Source organism: Hyalangium ruber (genome assembly GCF_034259325.1).
GTDB lineage: Bacteria > Myxococcota > Myxococcia > Myxococcales > Myxococcaceae > Hyalangium_A > Hyalangium_A rubrum.
This window is the reverse complement of the sequence record NZ_JAXIVS010000005.1, coordinates 503,896-520,116: the sequence shown is the minus strand read 5'-3', so window position 1 is coordinate 520,116 and position 16,221 is coordinate 503,896. Positions and strand designations below refer to the sequence as shown.

Genomic DNA, 16,221 nt, shown 5'->3' with positions numbered 1-16,221 from the left:
CTCAGAGCCAGGGCGCTCCTTGAAAGCACCTCCTTGGCAGGCACCCGAGCGCCCAGGCGCACCGGCACACATCGCGTCCGTAGTAAGTAGGGAGCCGCGATGGCGAATGAGAATAGTAAGGCGGACCGCCCGATGAGGGCCGCGGTGGCGCTTCCTCCACTGCACTTCAAGGGCCTGTCTCAGTGGTTCGAGGCGCACCCGGAGCGGCTCGGGCAACTCTTCGAGCTGCGATCTTTTCCGCGAGAGACGACGATCAGTGTTTCCCAGGCGCAGGGCGGTTCGCCCGAGCCCAGGGCGCTGGTGGTCATCTCCGGGGAGCTGGCGCTGACCCAGGTCTTCCCTGGGTGCGCGATGCCCCACCGACCCCTCTATCGCGGGGACCTTTGGATCAACCTCAACCCCTCGGCCGCCAAGCGGCGCGAGCCGCGCGCCTCGTTTCGGGTCGAGTCGATGGCACCCAGTGAGGTGCTGCTGCTGTCCCAGGCTGCGCTGGACTCCCTGCCCGAGCAGGAGGCGAAGGAGCTGGAGGACTTGCTGGAGGGCTACACGCGCCTCGAGCGGTCACGGTCCACCTTCTTCACCGCGCTGCGCAAGACAGTCCAGCTCCAGCGGGTCGGCACGCGGCTGCTGCACGCCCTGGTCGACACGGCGGACGTGCGCTCCATTCGAGAGGCAGAGGGAGTCGTTGTGCCCCAGGGCAGCTCCGAGGAGGAGCACCAGGGGGCGTTCCTGGTGCTCGATGGGCACCTGGGGGCGTGGCGGGATCCCGAGGGGAAGGAAGGGGACTCGGTGCTCACGCATGCCCTCTACCCGGGGAGCCTCTTCGGCGATGTGGTGCTGCACAGCGATGCGCCTGCTCCCTCCACCGTGAAGCTCCACTCCAAGGCGGCTCGGGTGGCCTTCATCCCCCAGCGCAACAGCGAGCGGCTGAGCCTCCGGTCCGCGCTCTATGCGGGTGCCATCGCTCCGTCGCCCAACGAGACCTGGCAGCGTGGGTTGCAGCTCCTGCACGAGCTGCTACCGGCGCCGGAGGTGGTGCTCTTCCGAAGTGAAGTGCCGGACGCGCCCCTGGAGGTACTGGTCCAGGACGTGGCCGAGGCCACCCATCAGGCCTACCAGGACCACATCCTCCGAGTGGATCTGGTCTTCTCATCCAACGCGGGGTCGCCCGAGCCTCGACCGCGCTGGCAGCCCGGGGAGGTGCCGTGCTACCGGCTCCGGGTCGCCAATGGGCAAGCCGCGGCCGAGGCGCTGGCGTCGCTGGCGGAGGACTGCCGAGGCGAGTGGGACTACCTCTTCGTGCATGTGGATCCCCGCCTGTGGCCTGGGCTGCTCCCGCCCCAGAACCGCGCGCACGGCTTCCGTCCCATGTCCGAAGGGGAGGTGACCTGGAAGCTCGTCCTGCTCTCGCGCGATCCCCTGGCCTCGAAGCCGCCTCCGGGCTTCGATCGCGACTCCACCCTCTACACGGCGCTGCTGGCACCGCGCTCGGAGCTCCTCCCTGGGCCTTCTCTTCCGGCCGGGACGGTGCGGCTGCGCCTCGAGCTCGAGCGCTTCTACAGCCACCGGCCCTTCTCCCAGCTCCCCGTGGAGGATCAGGAGCGCTTCCGGCGCTGGGGGCGAGGCATCACCGAGCGCGTCGTCGGCGTCGCCCTGGGAGGAGGCGGAGCCTGGGGCTTCGCCGAGATCGCCCTCATTCGCGGGATGCACGAGCGCAACATCCCCATCGACGTCGTGAGCGGCACGAGCTTCGGGGCCGCGGTGGGCGCCTTCTACTCCGGCATGGGCCTGGCGGGGCTGGACCTGATGTTGAAGCAGGGCCACGTCTTCCCCTGGGTCATGGTCGCCAGCGTCGTCAACTCGAGCGCCATGTCCCTGTATGTCGATCGGGTGCTCCATCACCAGCGGCTGGAGCGGGTCGAGATTCCCTTCTTCCCCGTGGGGACGAACGTCTCCGAGTCCCAGGCCTACGTGCGCCCCAAGGGAACCTTGGGCTCGGGCGTGCGCTCCAGCGGCATCATGCCCGGCCTGCTATCCCCGGTCTTCACGGACGATCACTGCCGAGTCGTCGATGGCGCCTTCATCAACAGTGTGCCCGCCAGCGTGCTGCTGACCCAGCGCGCCAACCTGACCGTGGCCGGCAACGTCCTCTCCGACCCTCCCGACCACAAGGATCCGGGCCCTCTGCTGCCCGGCCCCGCGGGGCGGTTCATTCACGGGCTCAACCCCCTCGGGCGCTTGTCGGATCTGGTGCGCTCGACCCTCATCCTGTTCCACACCGGTGGAGAGCAGAGCAGCTCTTGCGCCGATGTGCTCTACGACAGCCCGTTCGTCCCGATCGCCCCCTGGTCGTTCGCCGAGGGGCAGGCCTTCGTGGACGCGGCGAAGCAGAACCTGGGGCCCTCCCTCGATGACATCGAGAAGCGGTGGAAGGGGATGGCTCAGCGACGCGGGGATGTCCTCTCCCAGGTTCGGGAGCGGGTGCGGTCCAAGATGAAGGAGGCGGTCCTGCGGCTCGGGGCGAAGGAGTCGGCATGATCCCCGTTCGCATCCTGGGGACAGCCAGCATGCTGCCCGGGAGAGCGGTGACGACGGAGGAACTGTCTCGGCAGCTGGGGCGTGAGCCAGCGGCCATGATGCGGCGCACCGGCATCCGCACCCGCCACTGGGCCGAGCCCGAGGCCAAGGTGGCGGAGCTGGGCGCTCAGGTGCTTCGCCAGGCGCTGGAGGTGGCGGGCCTGGAGGCCAGGCAGTTGCGCCGCCTGCTGTTCGTCAGCTCCACGGGGGGAGAGATCCTCATCCCCGCCAGCGCCAACCGGGTGTCCGCCGCGCTGGGGCTCGCGGGGACGTGCGACGGCATCGATCTCAACAACGCCTGCATGGGCTTCTTGTCGGCCTTCGATCTCGCCTCGCGCTGCGTGGCCACGGGGCTGTCGCCGGTGGGCATCGTCGTCGTGGAGCTGGGCTCGCGCATCGTGGACGCGAGCGATGCGCGCCCGTACCTCGTGTTCGGGGATGCCGTCGCCGCCGCCGTGCTCGGCCCCGCGCGTCCGGGCGAGGGGCTGCTGAGCTCGGTGCTCGCCAATGATGGCACCCTGCCGCCGGACACCGTGCTGGAGCACCCGGTGTTCACCGGTCGCCCCGAGAAGGTGCGCTTCCATGTCTCGCGGGACGAGATCCTCCAGATCGCCATGAACGCGCTGTCCACCGCCACCCGCACGGTGCTGGATCAGGCCCGCGTGACGCTGGCCGACATCCAGTGGGTGCTGCCCCACCAGCCCAACGGGGCCATGCTGCGCGCCATCGTCGAGGGGCTCGGCATCGCACCGGAGCGGATCGTCCCCGTGGTGGAGGAGACCGGCAGCGTGGGCGCGGCGTCGATCCCCGTCAGCCTCGATCGACTGTGGCGCACGCGGCCCGTGAAGCCGGGGGATCGGATCCTGATGGTCGGAGTAGGGGCGGGCGTCTCGCACGGCGCGCTGCTCTACCAGGTGGGGGAATGAGTCAGGCTCATGGCGTTCCCCTGAGCACGTGGTTGGCGGCGTTCCGGCTGCTGCGCGCCTGGCACCGCTATGAGGTGAAGGGACTGGGGACGCTCTTGCGGCCAGGGGCGAAGCTGATCGTCGCCTACCATGGCCGGCCGCTCGCGCTCGATCAGTGCATGCTCACCGTCACGCTCTACGAGCGCCTGGGGTATCTGCCGCACGGCATCATTCATGGCTACTTCGGCCACAACCGGCTCTTGCGGTGGGTGATCGACGGCCTGGGCTTCGTGACCGGGGACGGACAGGGAGTGGCGGACGCGGTGGCGCGGGGCGAGCACATCCTCGTCCAGCCGGGAGGTACGCGGGAGGGGTGCCGCAGCTTCCGCCACCGCTATCAGGTGGATTGGGGAGAGCGACTCGGCTACCTGCGCCTGGCGATCAAGTACGGCCTGCCCATCGTCCCGGTCGCGGGTGAGGGCGTGGATGATGGCTACCTGGGCCTCAATGATGGCTATGCGCTCGGGCGGCGGCTCGGCGTGCCCTTCGGGCTTCCGGTCTGGCTGGGAATCGGCGCGACGGGGGTGTGGCCGTTCTCGCCCCCTCTGCCGGTGAAGATGACGCAGTGGGTGGGGGAGCCGATCGAGCGGCACCTGAACGGGCGGATCGATCCTGGAGACCGCGAGGCGTTGCTGCGACTGCACCAGGAGGTCCGTGGCGCGGTGCAGGCGCTCATGGATGGCGCGCGGAGCAGAGGGGAGGGGAGATGAGTCAGGAGCAGTGGGCGGTCATCCTGGGGGCATCCTCGGGGACCGGGGCCTCCATCGCGGTGGAGGTGGCGCGTACTCGGGGCCTGAACGTGTTCGGCATGCATCGCGGGCGCTATCTCGAGCAAGCCGCCCAGGTGGAGCAGGAGGTCGCCTCCACCGGTCGCCGCATCGTCATGCACCGGGGCGATGCGGGCACCAGTGAGGGGGCTATCCAGGGAGCGGAGCTCCTCCTGGCGGCGGCGGGGCCGCGCAGCGTCAAGCTGTTCGTCCACTCGCTCGCCAGCGGCTCCGTGGGGCTCTTCGTCCCCGAGAAGGGAGAGCCCCTGCATTCTCGGCAGCTGGAGCGGACCTTCACCGCCATGGCCCACTCGTTCATTTATTGGGCCCAGGCGCTGGTCGCGAAGGACTTGCTCGCGCCCGGGGCCCGGCTGTTGGGGCTGACCAACCCGCTCACCGAATCGCTGCTCCACAACACGGGGGCCATTACCGCGGCCAAGGCGGCGCTGGAGATCTACGTGCGCCACCTGGCCCTCGAGCTGGGCCCTCGTGGACACCGGGTGAACCTGCTCAAGTTCGGCACCGTGGTGACGCCGGCCATTCGCCACGTCTACTCGCCCGAGGCGATGGCTCGGCTGGAGGAAGCCCACCGCCAGATGAACCCCTCGGGGCGGATGTGTACCGTGGAGGAGGTGGCGCGCTTCGTCTCCATCCTCGTGGGAGAGGACGTGGACTGGTTCAACGGTGCCACCATCGACTTCACGGGCGGCATGACGCTGAGGCTGCTCGATCTGGTGCTCAACCCTTCGCGCTGAGCCCTACGCGCGGTCGAGCTCCGCCTGTACCCGCGCGACGTCATCGACCATGTTCATTTGAGCGAAGAGCGCCCGAGCGCGCAGCAGGTGCTCCTGTCGGGCGGGCTCCTGCGGGTCCATGTGGCGGCCGAGCTCGTAGCGGGCCCGGGCCTGCTCGAAGGGCATCGCGAGCCGCTCGGCCTGGGCCAGCGCCGAGCGCCACGCCTCCCGCGCCACGGCCTGTCGCCCGGAGAGCCACGCTTCGTTCCCCCGGGCCAGACGCGCATAGGGGCGGGCGAACGGGTTGACCAACGCAAAGGTGCGCAGGATCCCCAGGGCCGCCTTGGCCTGCTGCTCCAAGGGCGCACGCTCGGCGGGAGCCTGCGTGGAGGCCCTCTCCCACAGCGTGAGGTATGCCTCCACCATCCCGAGGATGCCGGGGTAGAGGAAGAAGGTGACGGGCTTGATGGAGCGGAGTACCTCCAGCGTCCGCCCCGCCGCGTGTAGCGCCTTCTCGGTGTCTCCCAACCGCAGCCGCGCCAGCGCCAGCGGGCCGTAGGCCACGATCTTCTCCGAGGACTCGGCTTCCGCGTCGATGCCCGGCAGCTCGGGTTCCAGCAATGCCACGGCCTCGGCCGAGCGGCCCAGTCGCATCAGCGGCCCCACGCGCATGATAGGACCCCAACGCTTGGTCTGAAGGGCCCCACGCCGGCGTGCCGAGGCCTCCACCTGGTCCAGCCGCTCCAGGGCGTACTGGTACCGGCCGCGAATGGTGTTCGCGCAGGCCAGCATCGCCTGGGTCTCCTCCGCCTGCCGGGAGTAGCCCAGGCTCTGCGCCAGGGCGATGGATTGGTTGCCCCATGCCTCCACCTGCTCCCAGCGCGCCAGGGCGATGCCGCACAGGGCGTGCTGGCTGAGCGCGTAGGCCTTCTCGACGGGCGCGCCCACCTGCTCGGCCATGCCGAGAGCGCGGGCGAGCCACCGCTCGGAGATGGGACGCGTGGGGGGGACGCTGCCCGTCACGATGGCCATGAGCGCATAGCCGCGCGACAGATCCGAGGACGGCCCCACGGGCGCGTTGAGGTTGAGCATCCGCAGCCCGGACCAGAGCATCCGGGGCAGGTCCTGCGCGTAGACGGAGATCTCCGCCAGGCGCACCATCAGGCGTCCGGCTTCGAGGCGGCGTTGCTGCTTCTCGGGAGCGGTGATCTCGAAAGCCTCGGGCACCGCCGCCTGCGCGATGCGGTAGACGATCTGCCACAGCACCCCCAGGCCCCAGCGGGCAGGGGAGTTGGGCATGCGCCAGCCGAAGTGGCGCAGGGCGCGCTCGGCGTGTACGCGGAAGCGGTCCGGGTGCCCGAGCTGGAAGGCGGCCTCCGCCAGCCGCGCCTCGAGGCGGGCCACCGTGTCACGCTGCTCGGGCTTCAGGGCCTGAGGAGACTCGGCGGGCAGGCTCAGCGCCAGGGCCCGCTCCAGGTGCGGGATGGCCTCGCGGCAGGCGTAGACCGCCAGCGCCTGCTCTCCCGCCTTCTGGGTGTAGAGGATCTCCTTGGCCGTGTCGCCCGCCTTGCCCCAGTGGGACGCGAGCGCCACCGTCCAGTCCGGGGAGTCCGGGTACAGCGCCTCGATGGCCACCGCGGCCTGGCGGTGCAGCAAGGGCTCGGCGCGTGGCGGCAGATCCGCGAGCACGCCCTCGCGCAGCTTGTCGTGCGCGAAGCGCCACTGCCCATCGGAGACATCCAGCACCGCGGCGCTCGCGCACTCGTTCAGCCACGCGTCCATGCGCATGGAGGGGGCGCACACACGCAGGAGCTTCGGATCGATCTGGCGGCCGATGACCGCGGCCAGCTGGAGCAGCTCCCGCGCCGAGGGGGGGAGCTTCGCCAGCCGCCGCTGGACGATCTGCCGCACGCCACCGGGAAACACCTTGTCCGGCAGCGGCGCGGAGCCGACGCGATCCAACTGCCCGGTCTCCTCGGCCAGCGAGCGCACCACCTCCACCAGGAAGAAGGGGTTGCCCTCCGTCTCGCGGCGCAGCAGCTCGACGATCTGGGGCGAGCGCCCAGCCGCGCCGATCATCGACTCGCTCAGCACGGTCATGGCCTCCGTGTCGAGCCGGGGCAGCTTCAGCACCTCCACCTCGGGCAGCTCACCCGGCAGGTCCGGGCGCTCATCGTCCCGGTAGGTGGCCAGGATGAGCAGCGGCGTCGCCCGCGCCAGCGTCGAGAGGCGCGCCAGCAGGCGCAGGGAGTCGCTCGCCGCCCAGTGCTGATCCTCGATGATGAGCACGGTGGGCTGGGGGACGCGGCGGAAGAGATCCGCCACCACCGTGAACAGGCGCGCCTGCGCCATCTCGGGGTCGATCTCCACCAGCCCGGGCACCGCGCGACCCAGCAGCACCTCGATGTCCTCCACCAGCGGCTTGAGCACGCTGGCCTCGAAGTCACTCGGCTCGGCCAGCAGCACCAGCCAGCGCAGCACCGCGCGCCACTCCTGGTAGGGGATGCCGCCTTCGCTGACGGCCTGCCCACGCACCACCACGGCGCCTCGTACGAGCGCCAGCGTGCGTACCTCTTCGAGGAGCCGCGACTTGCCCACGCCGCTCTCTCCGCCGACTAGCCACGCACCTCCGCGACCGCTGAGCGCCTGGCTCAGCACTGCCTCCAGGCGGGCCAGCTCGCGCTCGCGGCCCACGAAGCGGGCGCCCTGCAGGAAGCTCTCGCGCGTGGCTGACGTCTCGATGACCACCTGGTGGCCGGTCGCCTCCGTGAGCGCGGCCAGGGCCTCCTCGGCGCTTCGGTAGCGCTCCTGGGGATCCGGGGCGCTCAGCCGGCGCAGCACCTGTCCCAGCGCGCTCTCCTCGAGGCCGGGGGGCAGCCCCGTGGGGCGGCCGGGGGCCACGGGCATCGCGAACAGTCGGTAGGCGATCATCCCCAGGCTGTAGAGATCCGAGGCCGCAGAGGCCGGCTGGCCCTCGAAGAGTTCCGGAGCCACGAAGCCGGGCGAGCCCACCGTGGCCTGACCTGGGAGCCCCTCCCGGGCGATGGCCAGGCCGAAGTCGAGCACCTTGACCTGCCCATCCACGACGAGCACGTTGCCCGGCTTGAGATCGCGGTGGATGACGCCCCAGCGGTGCATGTAGGCCAGCGCCTGGAGCACCTGCGCCAGCAGCCCGACGCGCGCCTCATGCGGCTGGTGCTTGCCCGCCTCGGTGATGGTCTTCGCCCCCTTGAGCAGATCCATCGTGTAGTAGGGGCGCTGCTGATCGTCGAACCCGTAGTCCAGCACGCTGATGACGTGCGGGTGGTGCAGCGAGGTGAGGACCTTGAACTCGTCGGCGAGCCCCAGGGCGACCTCGGGCGCGGCGGTCTTCGAGCCGAAGCTGCGCGAGGCGTCGTTGGCGATCTCGTCGATGGAGCGGTGGAGCCGCTTCAGGGCCACCACGCCGGCGAGGCGATCGCGCGCGAGGTAGACGGTGCCCATTCCGCCCCGACCGACGACCTCCAGGACGTGGTAGCGCCGGCCCAGCACCTCGGTGCTTGCCGAGAGCGGAGCCGAGGTGTCTCCAAGCGCGCTCCCCTGCGCCGCTGCGTTCATACCTTCCCCTTACCGGTCATCGGCGCCCGATTTAAACACTTCAGGAACTCGGCGAGCGTCGAGGCGCGAGAGAAGGGCAGCGCGCCCGAGGCAGTTGGCGTTGACACTGGACGGATGTCCGTTATAACGGATGCCCATGAAGGCGCCGTCGAGAGAGTGGCTGAAGGCCTTGTGTTGTCGCTGCGGCTGTTGAGCGCCCAAGAGGCGCCCGGTTCGCAGCGGTTCAACTTTCTCCACGGATTCTCTCATGTCTCGCCTGGCAGCCTCCGATGCGGGGGCTTCGCAATTCAGTGCTCAGCAGGAATGGAACGTTGGTTTGGATGAGGTGGGGCCGGACGGGCTCCTGGGGCTCGATCGGCTCCGCGAGCAGTTGCTCGCGCTCGCCTCGTGGCTCGGAGCGAAAGCGGTGGGCCGGAAGGTCGTGCCGCTCAAGGTCGACAATGTGCAGCTCCTGGCTCCCGTCAGGGCTCACCAGAGGCTGATCGTCACGACGGCCGTCGAGAGGCGGTCGGCGACGGGCGCCGTGGTGTCGGTGGTCGTCAGCCGGCCACAGGCAGGACAGGAGGTCCGCCAGCTCGTCGCGCTTGGCATCGTGTCGCTGGGGATCAGCGACGCAGGCCCCAGGTGGGTCGAGCCCCGAGGGCTCCAGTGATTCGGCTGCGGAACCTGGTGAAGACCTTCTCCACTCCCAAGGGAACGGAGCGGGCGCTGGACGGAGTCTCGCTCGAGATCGCCTGGGGCGAGATGTTCGGGATCATCGGGCGCAGCGGGGCGGGCAAGACGACGCTCTTGCGGACCATCAACCTGCTGGAGCGGCCGGAGCAAGGCTCCGTGGAGGTGGACGGGCGCGAGCTGACGCGGCTCGGCGAGTCGGAGCTGGCCAGCGCGAGACGTCACATCGGCATGGTGTTCCAGAACTTCGGGCTGCTCTCGCGGCGGACAGTGGCCGGGAACGTCGCCTTGCCGCTCGAGCTGGCGGGCTATCCCCGTTCGGAGATCCTTCCGCGCGTGCGCTCGCTGTTGGCGCGAGTCGGGCTGAAGGACAAGGAAGAGGCGTGGCCGTCACAGCTCAGCGGAGGCCAGAAGCAGCGCGTGGGGATTGCGCGGGCGCTGGCCACCGCTCCCAAGCTGCTCCTGTGCGACGAGGCCACCTCGGCGCTCGATCCGGAGACGACGAAGCAGATCCTCGAGCTGCTCCGCCAGCTCAACGAGGAGCTGGGGCTGACCATCGTCTTCGTCACCCATGAAGGGGATGTCGTCCGGCGACTCGCGGACCGGGTGGCGGTCATGGAGGGCGGGCGGGTGGTCGAGCAGGGACGTGTCTTCGACATTTTCTCATCGCCCCGCTCGAGGACGGCGCGGAGCTTCGCCGCGGAGCTGAGCGCCACGCCCGTTCCCGAGGCGCTTCGCTTCGAAGCGCAGAGCCAGCCCGGCGTCGGAGCGGCCACGTTGATTACGCTGGCCGTACCTGGCGAGCCCTCGCGCGAGGCGCTGGTCAGTGCGTTGGTTCGTCGATTCGAGCTCAATGTCGATGTGGTGGCTGGACGTATCGAGCACATCCAGGGGCAAAGCTGGGGGAGCCTGTCGCTGCTGGCCTCCGGAGCCCCCGAGCGGATTGGCGCGGCGATCCACTTCCTGCGCGAACGCCACATTGGAGTCGAGGTGCTGGGCCATGTCGGCCGCGATGCTTGAGCTATTGTGGAAGTCGTTCCTGGAGACGCTGGTGATGGTAGGCGTGTCCAGCGTGCTCGCGGTCGCTGCTGGACTGCCCCTCGGGGTCGGGCTGTTGCTGACCGCGCCTGGCCACCTCTACGAGCGGCCGTGGCTCCACCGTGGCCTCGCGCTCATCGTGAACGCCACCCGGTCAACGCCGTTCATCATCCTCATGGTCAGCATCATCCCGCTGACACGGCTCCTGGTCGGCACCGCCATTGGCACTCGCGCGGCCATCGTCCCGCTCGCCTTGGCCGCGGCCCCGTTCGTGGCGCGGCTCTTCGAGGCGGCGCTCAAGTCGGTGGATCGCGAGCTGATTGACGCGGCCCGCTCCCTGGGCGCGACTCGCTGGCAGATCGTCTGGAAGGTACTGCTCCATGAGTCGCTGCCCGGCCTGGTCGCCGCGACGACCGTCATGGTCATCAGCCTGATCGGGTCCTCCGCGATGGCTGGCGCGGTGGGCGGAGGCGGGCTGGGAGATCTCGGCATTCGCTATGGGTACCAGCGCTTCCAGCCGTGGGTGATGGCCGCCGTGGTGGTGGTGCTGATGGGGCTGGTCAACGCGATCCAACTCGCCGGCGACGTCGTCGCGCGCCGGCTCTCTCGAAAGTAGGCTCCTGTGCTTCGCAGCCTCCTGCTCCTCGCTCTTGCCACTTCCTCACTCGCCTCCGCACAGACGCGCACCTTGAAGGTAGGCGTCACCGCTGGTCCGCACGCGCAGATCCTCGAGGTGGTCGCCCGCGTCGCCGCCCGCGAGGGCGTGACGGTGAAGATCATCGAGTTCAACGACTACGTGCAGCCCAACGAGGCGCTGGCGGCCGGTGAACTCGATGCCAACAGCTTTCAGCACCAGCCCTACCTCGACCAACAGAACCAGGATCGCGGCTACCGGATTGTCTCCATCGCACGCACGGTCACGTTTCCTATCGGCATCTACTCGCGCAAGCACGCCTCGCTGCAGCAACTGCCCAAGGGCGCTCGGGTGGCGATCCCCAATGACCCGACCAATGGCGGGCGTGTCCTCAAGTTGCTCGAGAGCGAGAAGCTCCTTCGTTTGCGAAAGGGGGTGGGCGTGGGCGCCAGCGTCGCTGATGTCGAAGGGAACCCGAAGCAGCTCGAGTTCGTGGAGCTCGATGCCGCCCAGCTGCCTCGCGTGCTCGACGATGTCGATGCGGCGGCGATCAACACCAACTATGCGCTCGAGGCAGGGCTCAACCCCCTCAAGGATGCGCTGGTGAGAGAGGCCGCCGCCTCGCCGTACGCCAACGTGATCGCCGCACGCGAGAGCGAGCGCGCGCGCCCCGAACTCCAGGTTCTGGTGCGGGCCTACCAGTCGCCGGAGGTCAAACGCTTCATCGAGGAGACCTTTCGGGGCGCCGTCGTGCCGGCCTGGCGGTAGGGCAGGGCGGTTAGCAGCCGAGCGGGTGAGGGCCGGCCCGACGGGCTCTGACTCACCAAGCGCTCACAGCCTCTCCATTCTCAGGAATCGGAGGAGTGAGATGCAAATGGACTCGGCTCCCAGGATGCATTGGTCGGAGGAGCCCGATCGGCATGAGGCGCGGCACGCGGCGAAGGTCGAGCGGATCGCGCGGCAGTTGCGGCAGCGCACGAGCACCCGGCCCGTGTCCCTCAAGAAGAAGACGCCGCCGCATCAAGTCCCCAAGCGCAACGACCAGCGGCGCAATGACGAGAAGATCGATCTGAGCGACCTCGATCAGATCATCGAGATCGACCCCGTGGCGATGACCTGCACGGCCGAGCCCGCGGTCACCTTCGACGAGGTGGTCCGCGCGACGATGCGCTACGGGCTCGTGCCCATCATCGTCCCCGAGCACAAGACCATCACCCTCGGGGGCTCCATCGCGGGCTGCTCCATCGAGTCCATGTCCTTCCGGTACGGCGGCTTCCACGACACCTGCCTCGAATACGAGCTCATCACCGCGAAGGGAGATGTGCTGCGCTGCTCCCCGCACCAGAACCCGCTCGTGTTCCAGATGATCCATGGCTCGTTCGGGACGCTCGGCATCCTCTCGCGGCTGCGCTTCAAGCTGGTGCGCGCCGCGCCCTGTGTACACGTGACGTATGAGACCTACGCCACGCTCGAGGACTTTCAGCAGGCCATCTGGCGCCACTTCACCGCCCAGGACGCGGACTACCTCGACGGGCAGATCTTCTCACCGACGAAGCACGTGCTGTGCGTGGGCCGCTTCGTGGAGCGCGCTCCCTACGTGAGCCGCTACGACTGGCTCAAGGCGTACTGCGAGAGCATCCCGAAGCGCGCCGAGGACTACCTCACGACCTACGACTATCTCTTCCGCTATGACCGAGGGGTTACCCACGTCAAGCCGAGGAGCCTCCTCGGCCGGGCCTTGTTCGGCAAGCTGGTGCATTCGGACAGCGTGCTGAGGGCCGCGGACCGCTTCCACCGCTTCCTGCCGGAGAAGAGTCCGCAGGTCATCGTGGACGTGTTCGTCCCGTTCTCGCGCACAGCCGAGTTCATGGACTGGTACCACCGCGAGATGCACTTCTACCCGGTGTGGTGCGTGCCCTACCGGCGCATGCGGGACTACGAGTGGCTCACGCCCCGCTGGTGGTGCGGTGTGCAAGATCCGTTGTTCCTCGACCTCGCGGTCTACGGGCTCAAGCAGCAGCCGGGCCGCAACCTCTACAAGGAATTCGAGGACGTGCTGCCGCAGGTCAACGGCACCAAGACGCTCATCTCGTACAACTATTACGACGAGCAGACCTTCTGGAGCATCTGGAACAGGGAGACCTACCAGGCGGTGAAGCAGCTCACCGATCCGGACAACATCTTCCGCGACCTCTACACGAAGACGTGCCGGGCAGCGCTTGGGTTGCGGAAGCAGCCCCCCGACTCGGTTGCCTCGGTGCATTGAGGAGGTCGCTACCGCTCCGGCAGGGGACGCCATCAGTGCGCGGTCTGGTCGTTCACATGATGGTAGGGCTCACCCGCGGCGACCGGGACACCTTCGATCTCCCGGTCCAGGCTGGAGATGCTCCAGACGTCGGGATTGTCCTTGGGGTTGTTGTCGTCGTCCCCGGCGCATGCCGCGATGAAGTCGCAGTCCGGGCAGGCTCCTTTGAACCCGATCTGTCCGGCCAGGTCCAAGGGGAGGTCCCGTGGAGTGAGCGCGCGATCGCGTGGGAATTTGAAGGTGTCGACGCCAATGCCCATTTGTCCTTCCACGCTCACGGCCTCCATGCCGCTGCGGTCCTCCATGGGCCCCCACCCCAGGAAGTAGGCGTAGTGGTTGGAGCGCTCCGGAGAGAAGCCGATCTCGAGCAGGGTGGGGTGGGAGCCGCGTGTTCCCTGTGGCCCTGGATGAAAGGTCCTGAGCGCGGTGAAGAGGGACTTGAGGTTGGCCTTGCACTCCGATTGCCTGGGCCTGTGGGCGTCACGGGCGATGCAGGGGATGTTGATGCACAGGAGCCCAAGCGCCAGGAGGCGAAAGAGTCGCGTGCGCGGGATGTCCTGCTTCGGCGCCGCTCCTCCGTGACCGGGGCGCGGCCAAGGCAGCGCCAGTGGGTGCGGGTACTTCGGATAATTCACCGTCATGAAGCCTCCCTCTGAGGAGGGAGCGAGCAATCGTCATGCCCGGCGCGGTTGCACGTGCGCACCGAGAGGGAGCGGCTGACGGCCCGGGGTTCTTCAGGTAACGCGTGGCAGAGGTAGGTAACGCGTTACACAGAGGGCTCCAGCTTTTCCATCAGCTGCACCAGCTCCGCCACCGACTCCACGGCCAGCTTCTCCATGGCGCGGCTGCGCTGCAGGCGCACGGTCTGCTCGGCCGTGCCCAGCTCGGCGGCGATCTGCTTGTTGAGCCGCCCCTGGGCCACCAACTGGCAGACCTGCCACTCCCGGGGCGACAGCACGGAGAAGCGGGCCCGCAGCGCCTCACGCTCCCCTTGCTTCGCCAGGGCCTGCCTGTCCTGGGCCAGGGCCCGCTCCACCGCACCCAGCAGGTCCGCCGCGCTGAACGGCTTGGGCAGGAAGTCCACCGCCCCCGCTTTCATCGCCTTGACCGCCGCTGGCACGTCCCCATGTCCGCTGATGAAGACGATGGGGTGGCTCCATCCCGCGCGTCGCAGCTCCTCCTGCAACTCCAGGCCGTTGAGCTCCGGCATGCGCAGGTCCATCACCACACACCGAGGCCCCTGCGCCGGGCTCCGCTCCAGCAACTGTCGCGGATGGGAGAAGGTCTCCACCGCATACCCCTCGACTTGAAGCAAGCGCTCCAGGCTGCGTAGGACTGAAGGGTCGTCGTCCACGACGAGCACTACCGGGCGCTCCTGATTCATGGGGGCCAGTCTAGCAAGGCGCGCTCAGGCAGGAGGTGTGGGTGCGCACCCAGGGCGAGGGCGACAGGCACAGAAAGGCCCTCTTCAGGCCGCGGGCAGTGAACACCGGAACAGGGTGCCGCGACCTGGCCGAGGCTCCGCCTGAAGCCGGCCCTGATGCAGCTCGAGGATGGAACGGCTGATAGACAGGCCCATGCCGAGTCCCGCCGGCTTGGTGGTGAAGAATGGCTCGAAGAGGCGCGCTTGCACCTCCGGGCTCAAGCCCACGCCCGTGTCCTCCACCACCAGCTCCACGCGTCCCTCCATTCGCTGGGTGCGCACCCGCACCTGCCGCTCCTCGGGCTCGCACGAGCTCACCGCATCCAGCGCGTTGATGATCAGGTTGAGCAGCACCTGCTGCAGCTGAACTCCATCGCCCCGCACGGACAGGGGGCCGTCCCCCAGGCGCAGCGTGAGGGTGGCGCCCCGGAGCTGCACATCGTTGCCGACCATCTGGGCCACCTGCCGTACCAGCGCGTTGAGGTCCAGGGAGGCAAAGGGCACCTCGTCCTTCTTGAGCAGCGCCCGTGTGCGGCGGATGATCTCTCCCGCTCGCGTGCCATCGGCGATGAGGTCCTGAAGCAGCTCGCGCAGCAGGGGGTGGTCGGCCGGCGTACGCTGGAGCAGCCGCTGTGCCGTCTCGGCGTTGGTGACAATGGCTGAGAGGGGCTGGTTCAGCTCATGGGCGATGGAGGCCCCCAGCTCGCCCACCGCGGCCACCCTCTCCAGGTGGGCTCGCTCGTCCCGGGCCCGGCGGGCCTCCAACTCGGCGCGCCTGCGCGGCGTTGCGTCCACCACCGTGACCACCGCGCCGCCGCCCGGCAACTCCAGCCGCCGGGCGCGCAGCTCGAACCAGGTGTCCGCCCGGGGACCTCGGAACTCCACCATGCCCTCATCCACCCGGCCCGAGAGGATGTCCTCCAGCAGCGTGGCCACCTCCGCTGTCTCCTGCTCCCCCGCGTGCGCGAGCTTCTGGAGTGCCTGCAGGTAGGAGCGGCCCGGGAAGAGGAGCCGCTGGGTGGACAGCGCGCCCAGCCCCTCACGCTGGGCCGAGGGGGCGCTGGCGCGTAGCACGGCTCCGCTCGCGTCCAGGATGGCCACCGCGCCCGGGAGCGAGTCCAGCACGGCCAGGTTCAGCCGCTGGGCGCCCATGCGCCGCCGCCGCTCCATCAACAGCACGACGATGAGCGCCGCCTGGAGCACACCTGCCGCCAGCACCGCGATCACTCCCCAGCGGTAGCGCGCCCAGAGCTCAGGCTCGCGGAGGCCCATCCGGCTGTCCGGAGTGGACGCGCTGGCGGCCAGGGCCGTGTGCCGCGGTTCCTCCCCGGGGAGCACCGTCTTCACCCGCTCGGCGGCCACGAGCGGGGTGGTCATCAGCAACACCAGCAGGACGCCCAGGGCACGTATGCCCACGCTCCGCGGCGGCTTTCCGCCCCCTTGTTGCCATCGCTCCCGGCATCCCATCTAGTGCGCTCTTGGTTGCATGGACTGGCACGCGGAGTTGTG

13 protein-coding genes are annotated in these 16,221 nt (G+C 69.1%); 9 read left to right on the top strand and 4 right to left on the bottom strand.

Annotated features, from left to right (window positions below):
• Positions 1–144 precede the first annotated feature (144 nt).
• From SYV04_RS17665 to SYV04_RS17650, 4 genes are read left to right on the top strand one after another with little or no spacing between them, the layout of a single operon-like run.
• Positions 145–2,538, top strand: a complete 2,394-nt coding sequence (locus SYV04_RS17665; protein WP_321546976.1) for a patatin-like phospholipase family protein — start codon at positions 145–147, stop codon at positions 2,536–2,538.
• Complete coding sequence (locus SYV04_RS17660; RefSeq protein WP_321546975.1) at positions 2,535–3,503, top strand: 3-oxoacyl-ACP synthase III family protein; 969 nt, start codon at positions 2,535–2,537, stop codon at positions 3,501–3,503. The genes SYV04_RS17665 and SYV04_RS17660 overlap by 4 nt, the downstream gene beginning before the upstream one ends.
• Positions 3,500–4,252 (top strand): lysophospholipid acyltransferase family protein, encoded by a 753-nt coding sequence (locus SYV04_RS17655; protein ID WP_321546974.1) that lies wholly within the window; start codon positions 3,500–3,502, stop codon positions 4,250–4,252. The genes SYV04_RS17660 and SYV04_RS17655 overlap by 4 nt, the downstream gene beginning before the upstream one ends.
• A complete protein-coding gene (locus SYV04_RS17650; protein ID WP_321546973.1) occupies positions 4,249–5,064 on the top strand; it encodes an SDR family NAD(P)-dependent oxidoreductase in 816 nt (271 codons plus the stop codon). The genes SYV04_RS17655 and SYV04_RS17650 overlap by 4 nt, the downstream gene beginning before the upstream one ends.
• 3 nt (positions 5,065–5,067) lie before the next feature.
• Here the strand turns inward: SYV04_RS17650 and SYV04_RS17645 are convergent, their stop codons facing one another.
• Positions 5,068–8,640: an ATP-binding protein gene (locus SYV04_RS17645; protein WP_321546972.1), complete on the bottom strand. Its 3,573-nt coding sequence runs from the start codon at positions 8,638–8,640 to the stop codon at positions 5,068–5,070.
• A 247-nt stretch (positions 8,641–8,887) separates the two neighbouring features.
• Here SYV04_RS17645 and SYV04_RS17640 point away from each other — a divergent pair, with 247 nt between their 5' ends.
• The 5 genes from SYV04_RS17640 to SYV04_RS17620 all read left to right on the top strand — a co-directional run bounded on the left by SYV04_RS17640 (position 8,888) and on the right by SYV04_RS17620 (position 13,250).
• Positions 8,888–9,292, top strand: coding sequence for a hypothetical protein (locus SYV04_RS17640; RefSeq protein ID WP_321546971.1), 405 nt, complete (start codon positions 8,888–8,890; stop codon positions 9,290–9,292).
• Positions 9,289–10,332 (top strand): methionine ABC transporter ATP-binding protein, encoded by a 1,044-nt coding sequence (locus SYV04_RS17635; protein ID WP_321546970.1) that lies wholly within the window; start codon positions 9,289–9,291, stop codon positions 10,330–10,332. Before SYV04_RS17640 ends, SYV04_RS17635 begins: the two co-directional genes overlap by 4 nt.
• Positions 10,313–10,966 carry a methionine ABC transporter permease gene (locus SYV04_RS17630; protein ID WP_321546969.1) on the top strand — a complete coding sequence of 218 codons (654 nt, stop codon included), beginning with the start codon at positions 10,313–10,315 and terminating at the stop codon, positions 10,964–10,966. The genes SYV04_RS17635 and SYV04_RS17630 overlap by 20 nt, the downstream gene beginning before the upstream one ends.
• Before the next feature lie 6 nt (positions 10,967–10,972).
• Positions 10,973–11,752 (top strand): MetQ/NlpA family ABC transporter substrate-binding protein, encoded by a 780-nt coding sequence (locus tag SYV04_RS17625; protein ID WP_321546968.1) that lies wholly within the window; start codon positions 10,973–10,975, stop codon positions 11,750–11,752.
• 106 nt (positions 11,753–11,858) lie between these two features.
• On the top strand, positions 11,859–13,250 hold the full coding sequence (locus tag SYV04_RS17620) for an FAD-binding oxidoreductase (RefSeq protein ID WP_321546967.1): 1,392 nt from the start codon (positions 11,859–11,861) through the stop codon (positions 13,248–13,250).
• Positions 13,251–13,282: 32 nt separating this feature from the next.
• On the opposite strand, the gene SYV04_RS17615 is transcribed toward SYV04_RS17620, so the two are convergent.
• The 3 genes from SYV04_RS17615 to SYV04_RS17605 all read right to left on the bottom strand — a co-directional run bounded on the left by SYV04_RS17615 (position 13,283) and on the right by SYV04_RS17605 (position 16,128).
• Complete coding sequence (locus SYV04_RS17615; protein ID WP_321546966.1) at positions 13,283–13,930, bottom strand: hypothetical protein; 648 nt, start codon at positions 13,928–13,930, stop codon at positions 13,283–13,285.
• A gap of 125 nt (positions 13,931–14,055) precedes the next feature.
• On the bottom strand, positions 14,056–14,673 hold the full coding sequence (locus SYV04_RS17610) for a response regulator transcription factor (RefSeq protein WP_321546965.1): 618 nt from the start codon (positions 14,671–14,673) through the stop codon (positions 14,056–14,058).
• A gap of 84 nt (positions 14,674–14,757) precedes the next feature.
• Complete coding sequence (locus tag SYV04_RS17605; protein WP_321546964.1) at positions 14,758–16,128, bottom strand: sensor histidine kinase; 1,371 nt, start codon at positions 16,126–16,128, stop codon at positions 14,758–14,760.
• Positions 16,129–16,221 lie beyond the last annotated feature (93 nt).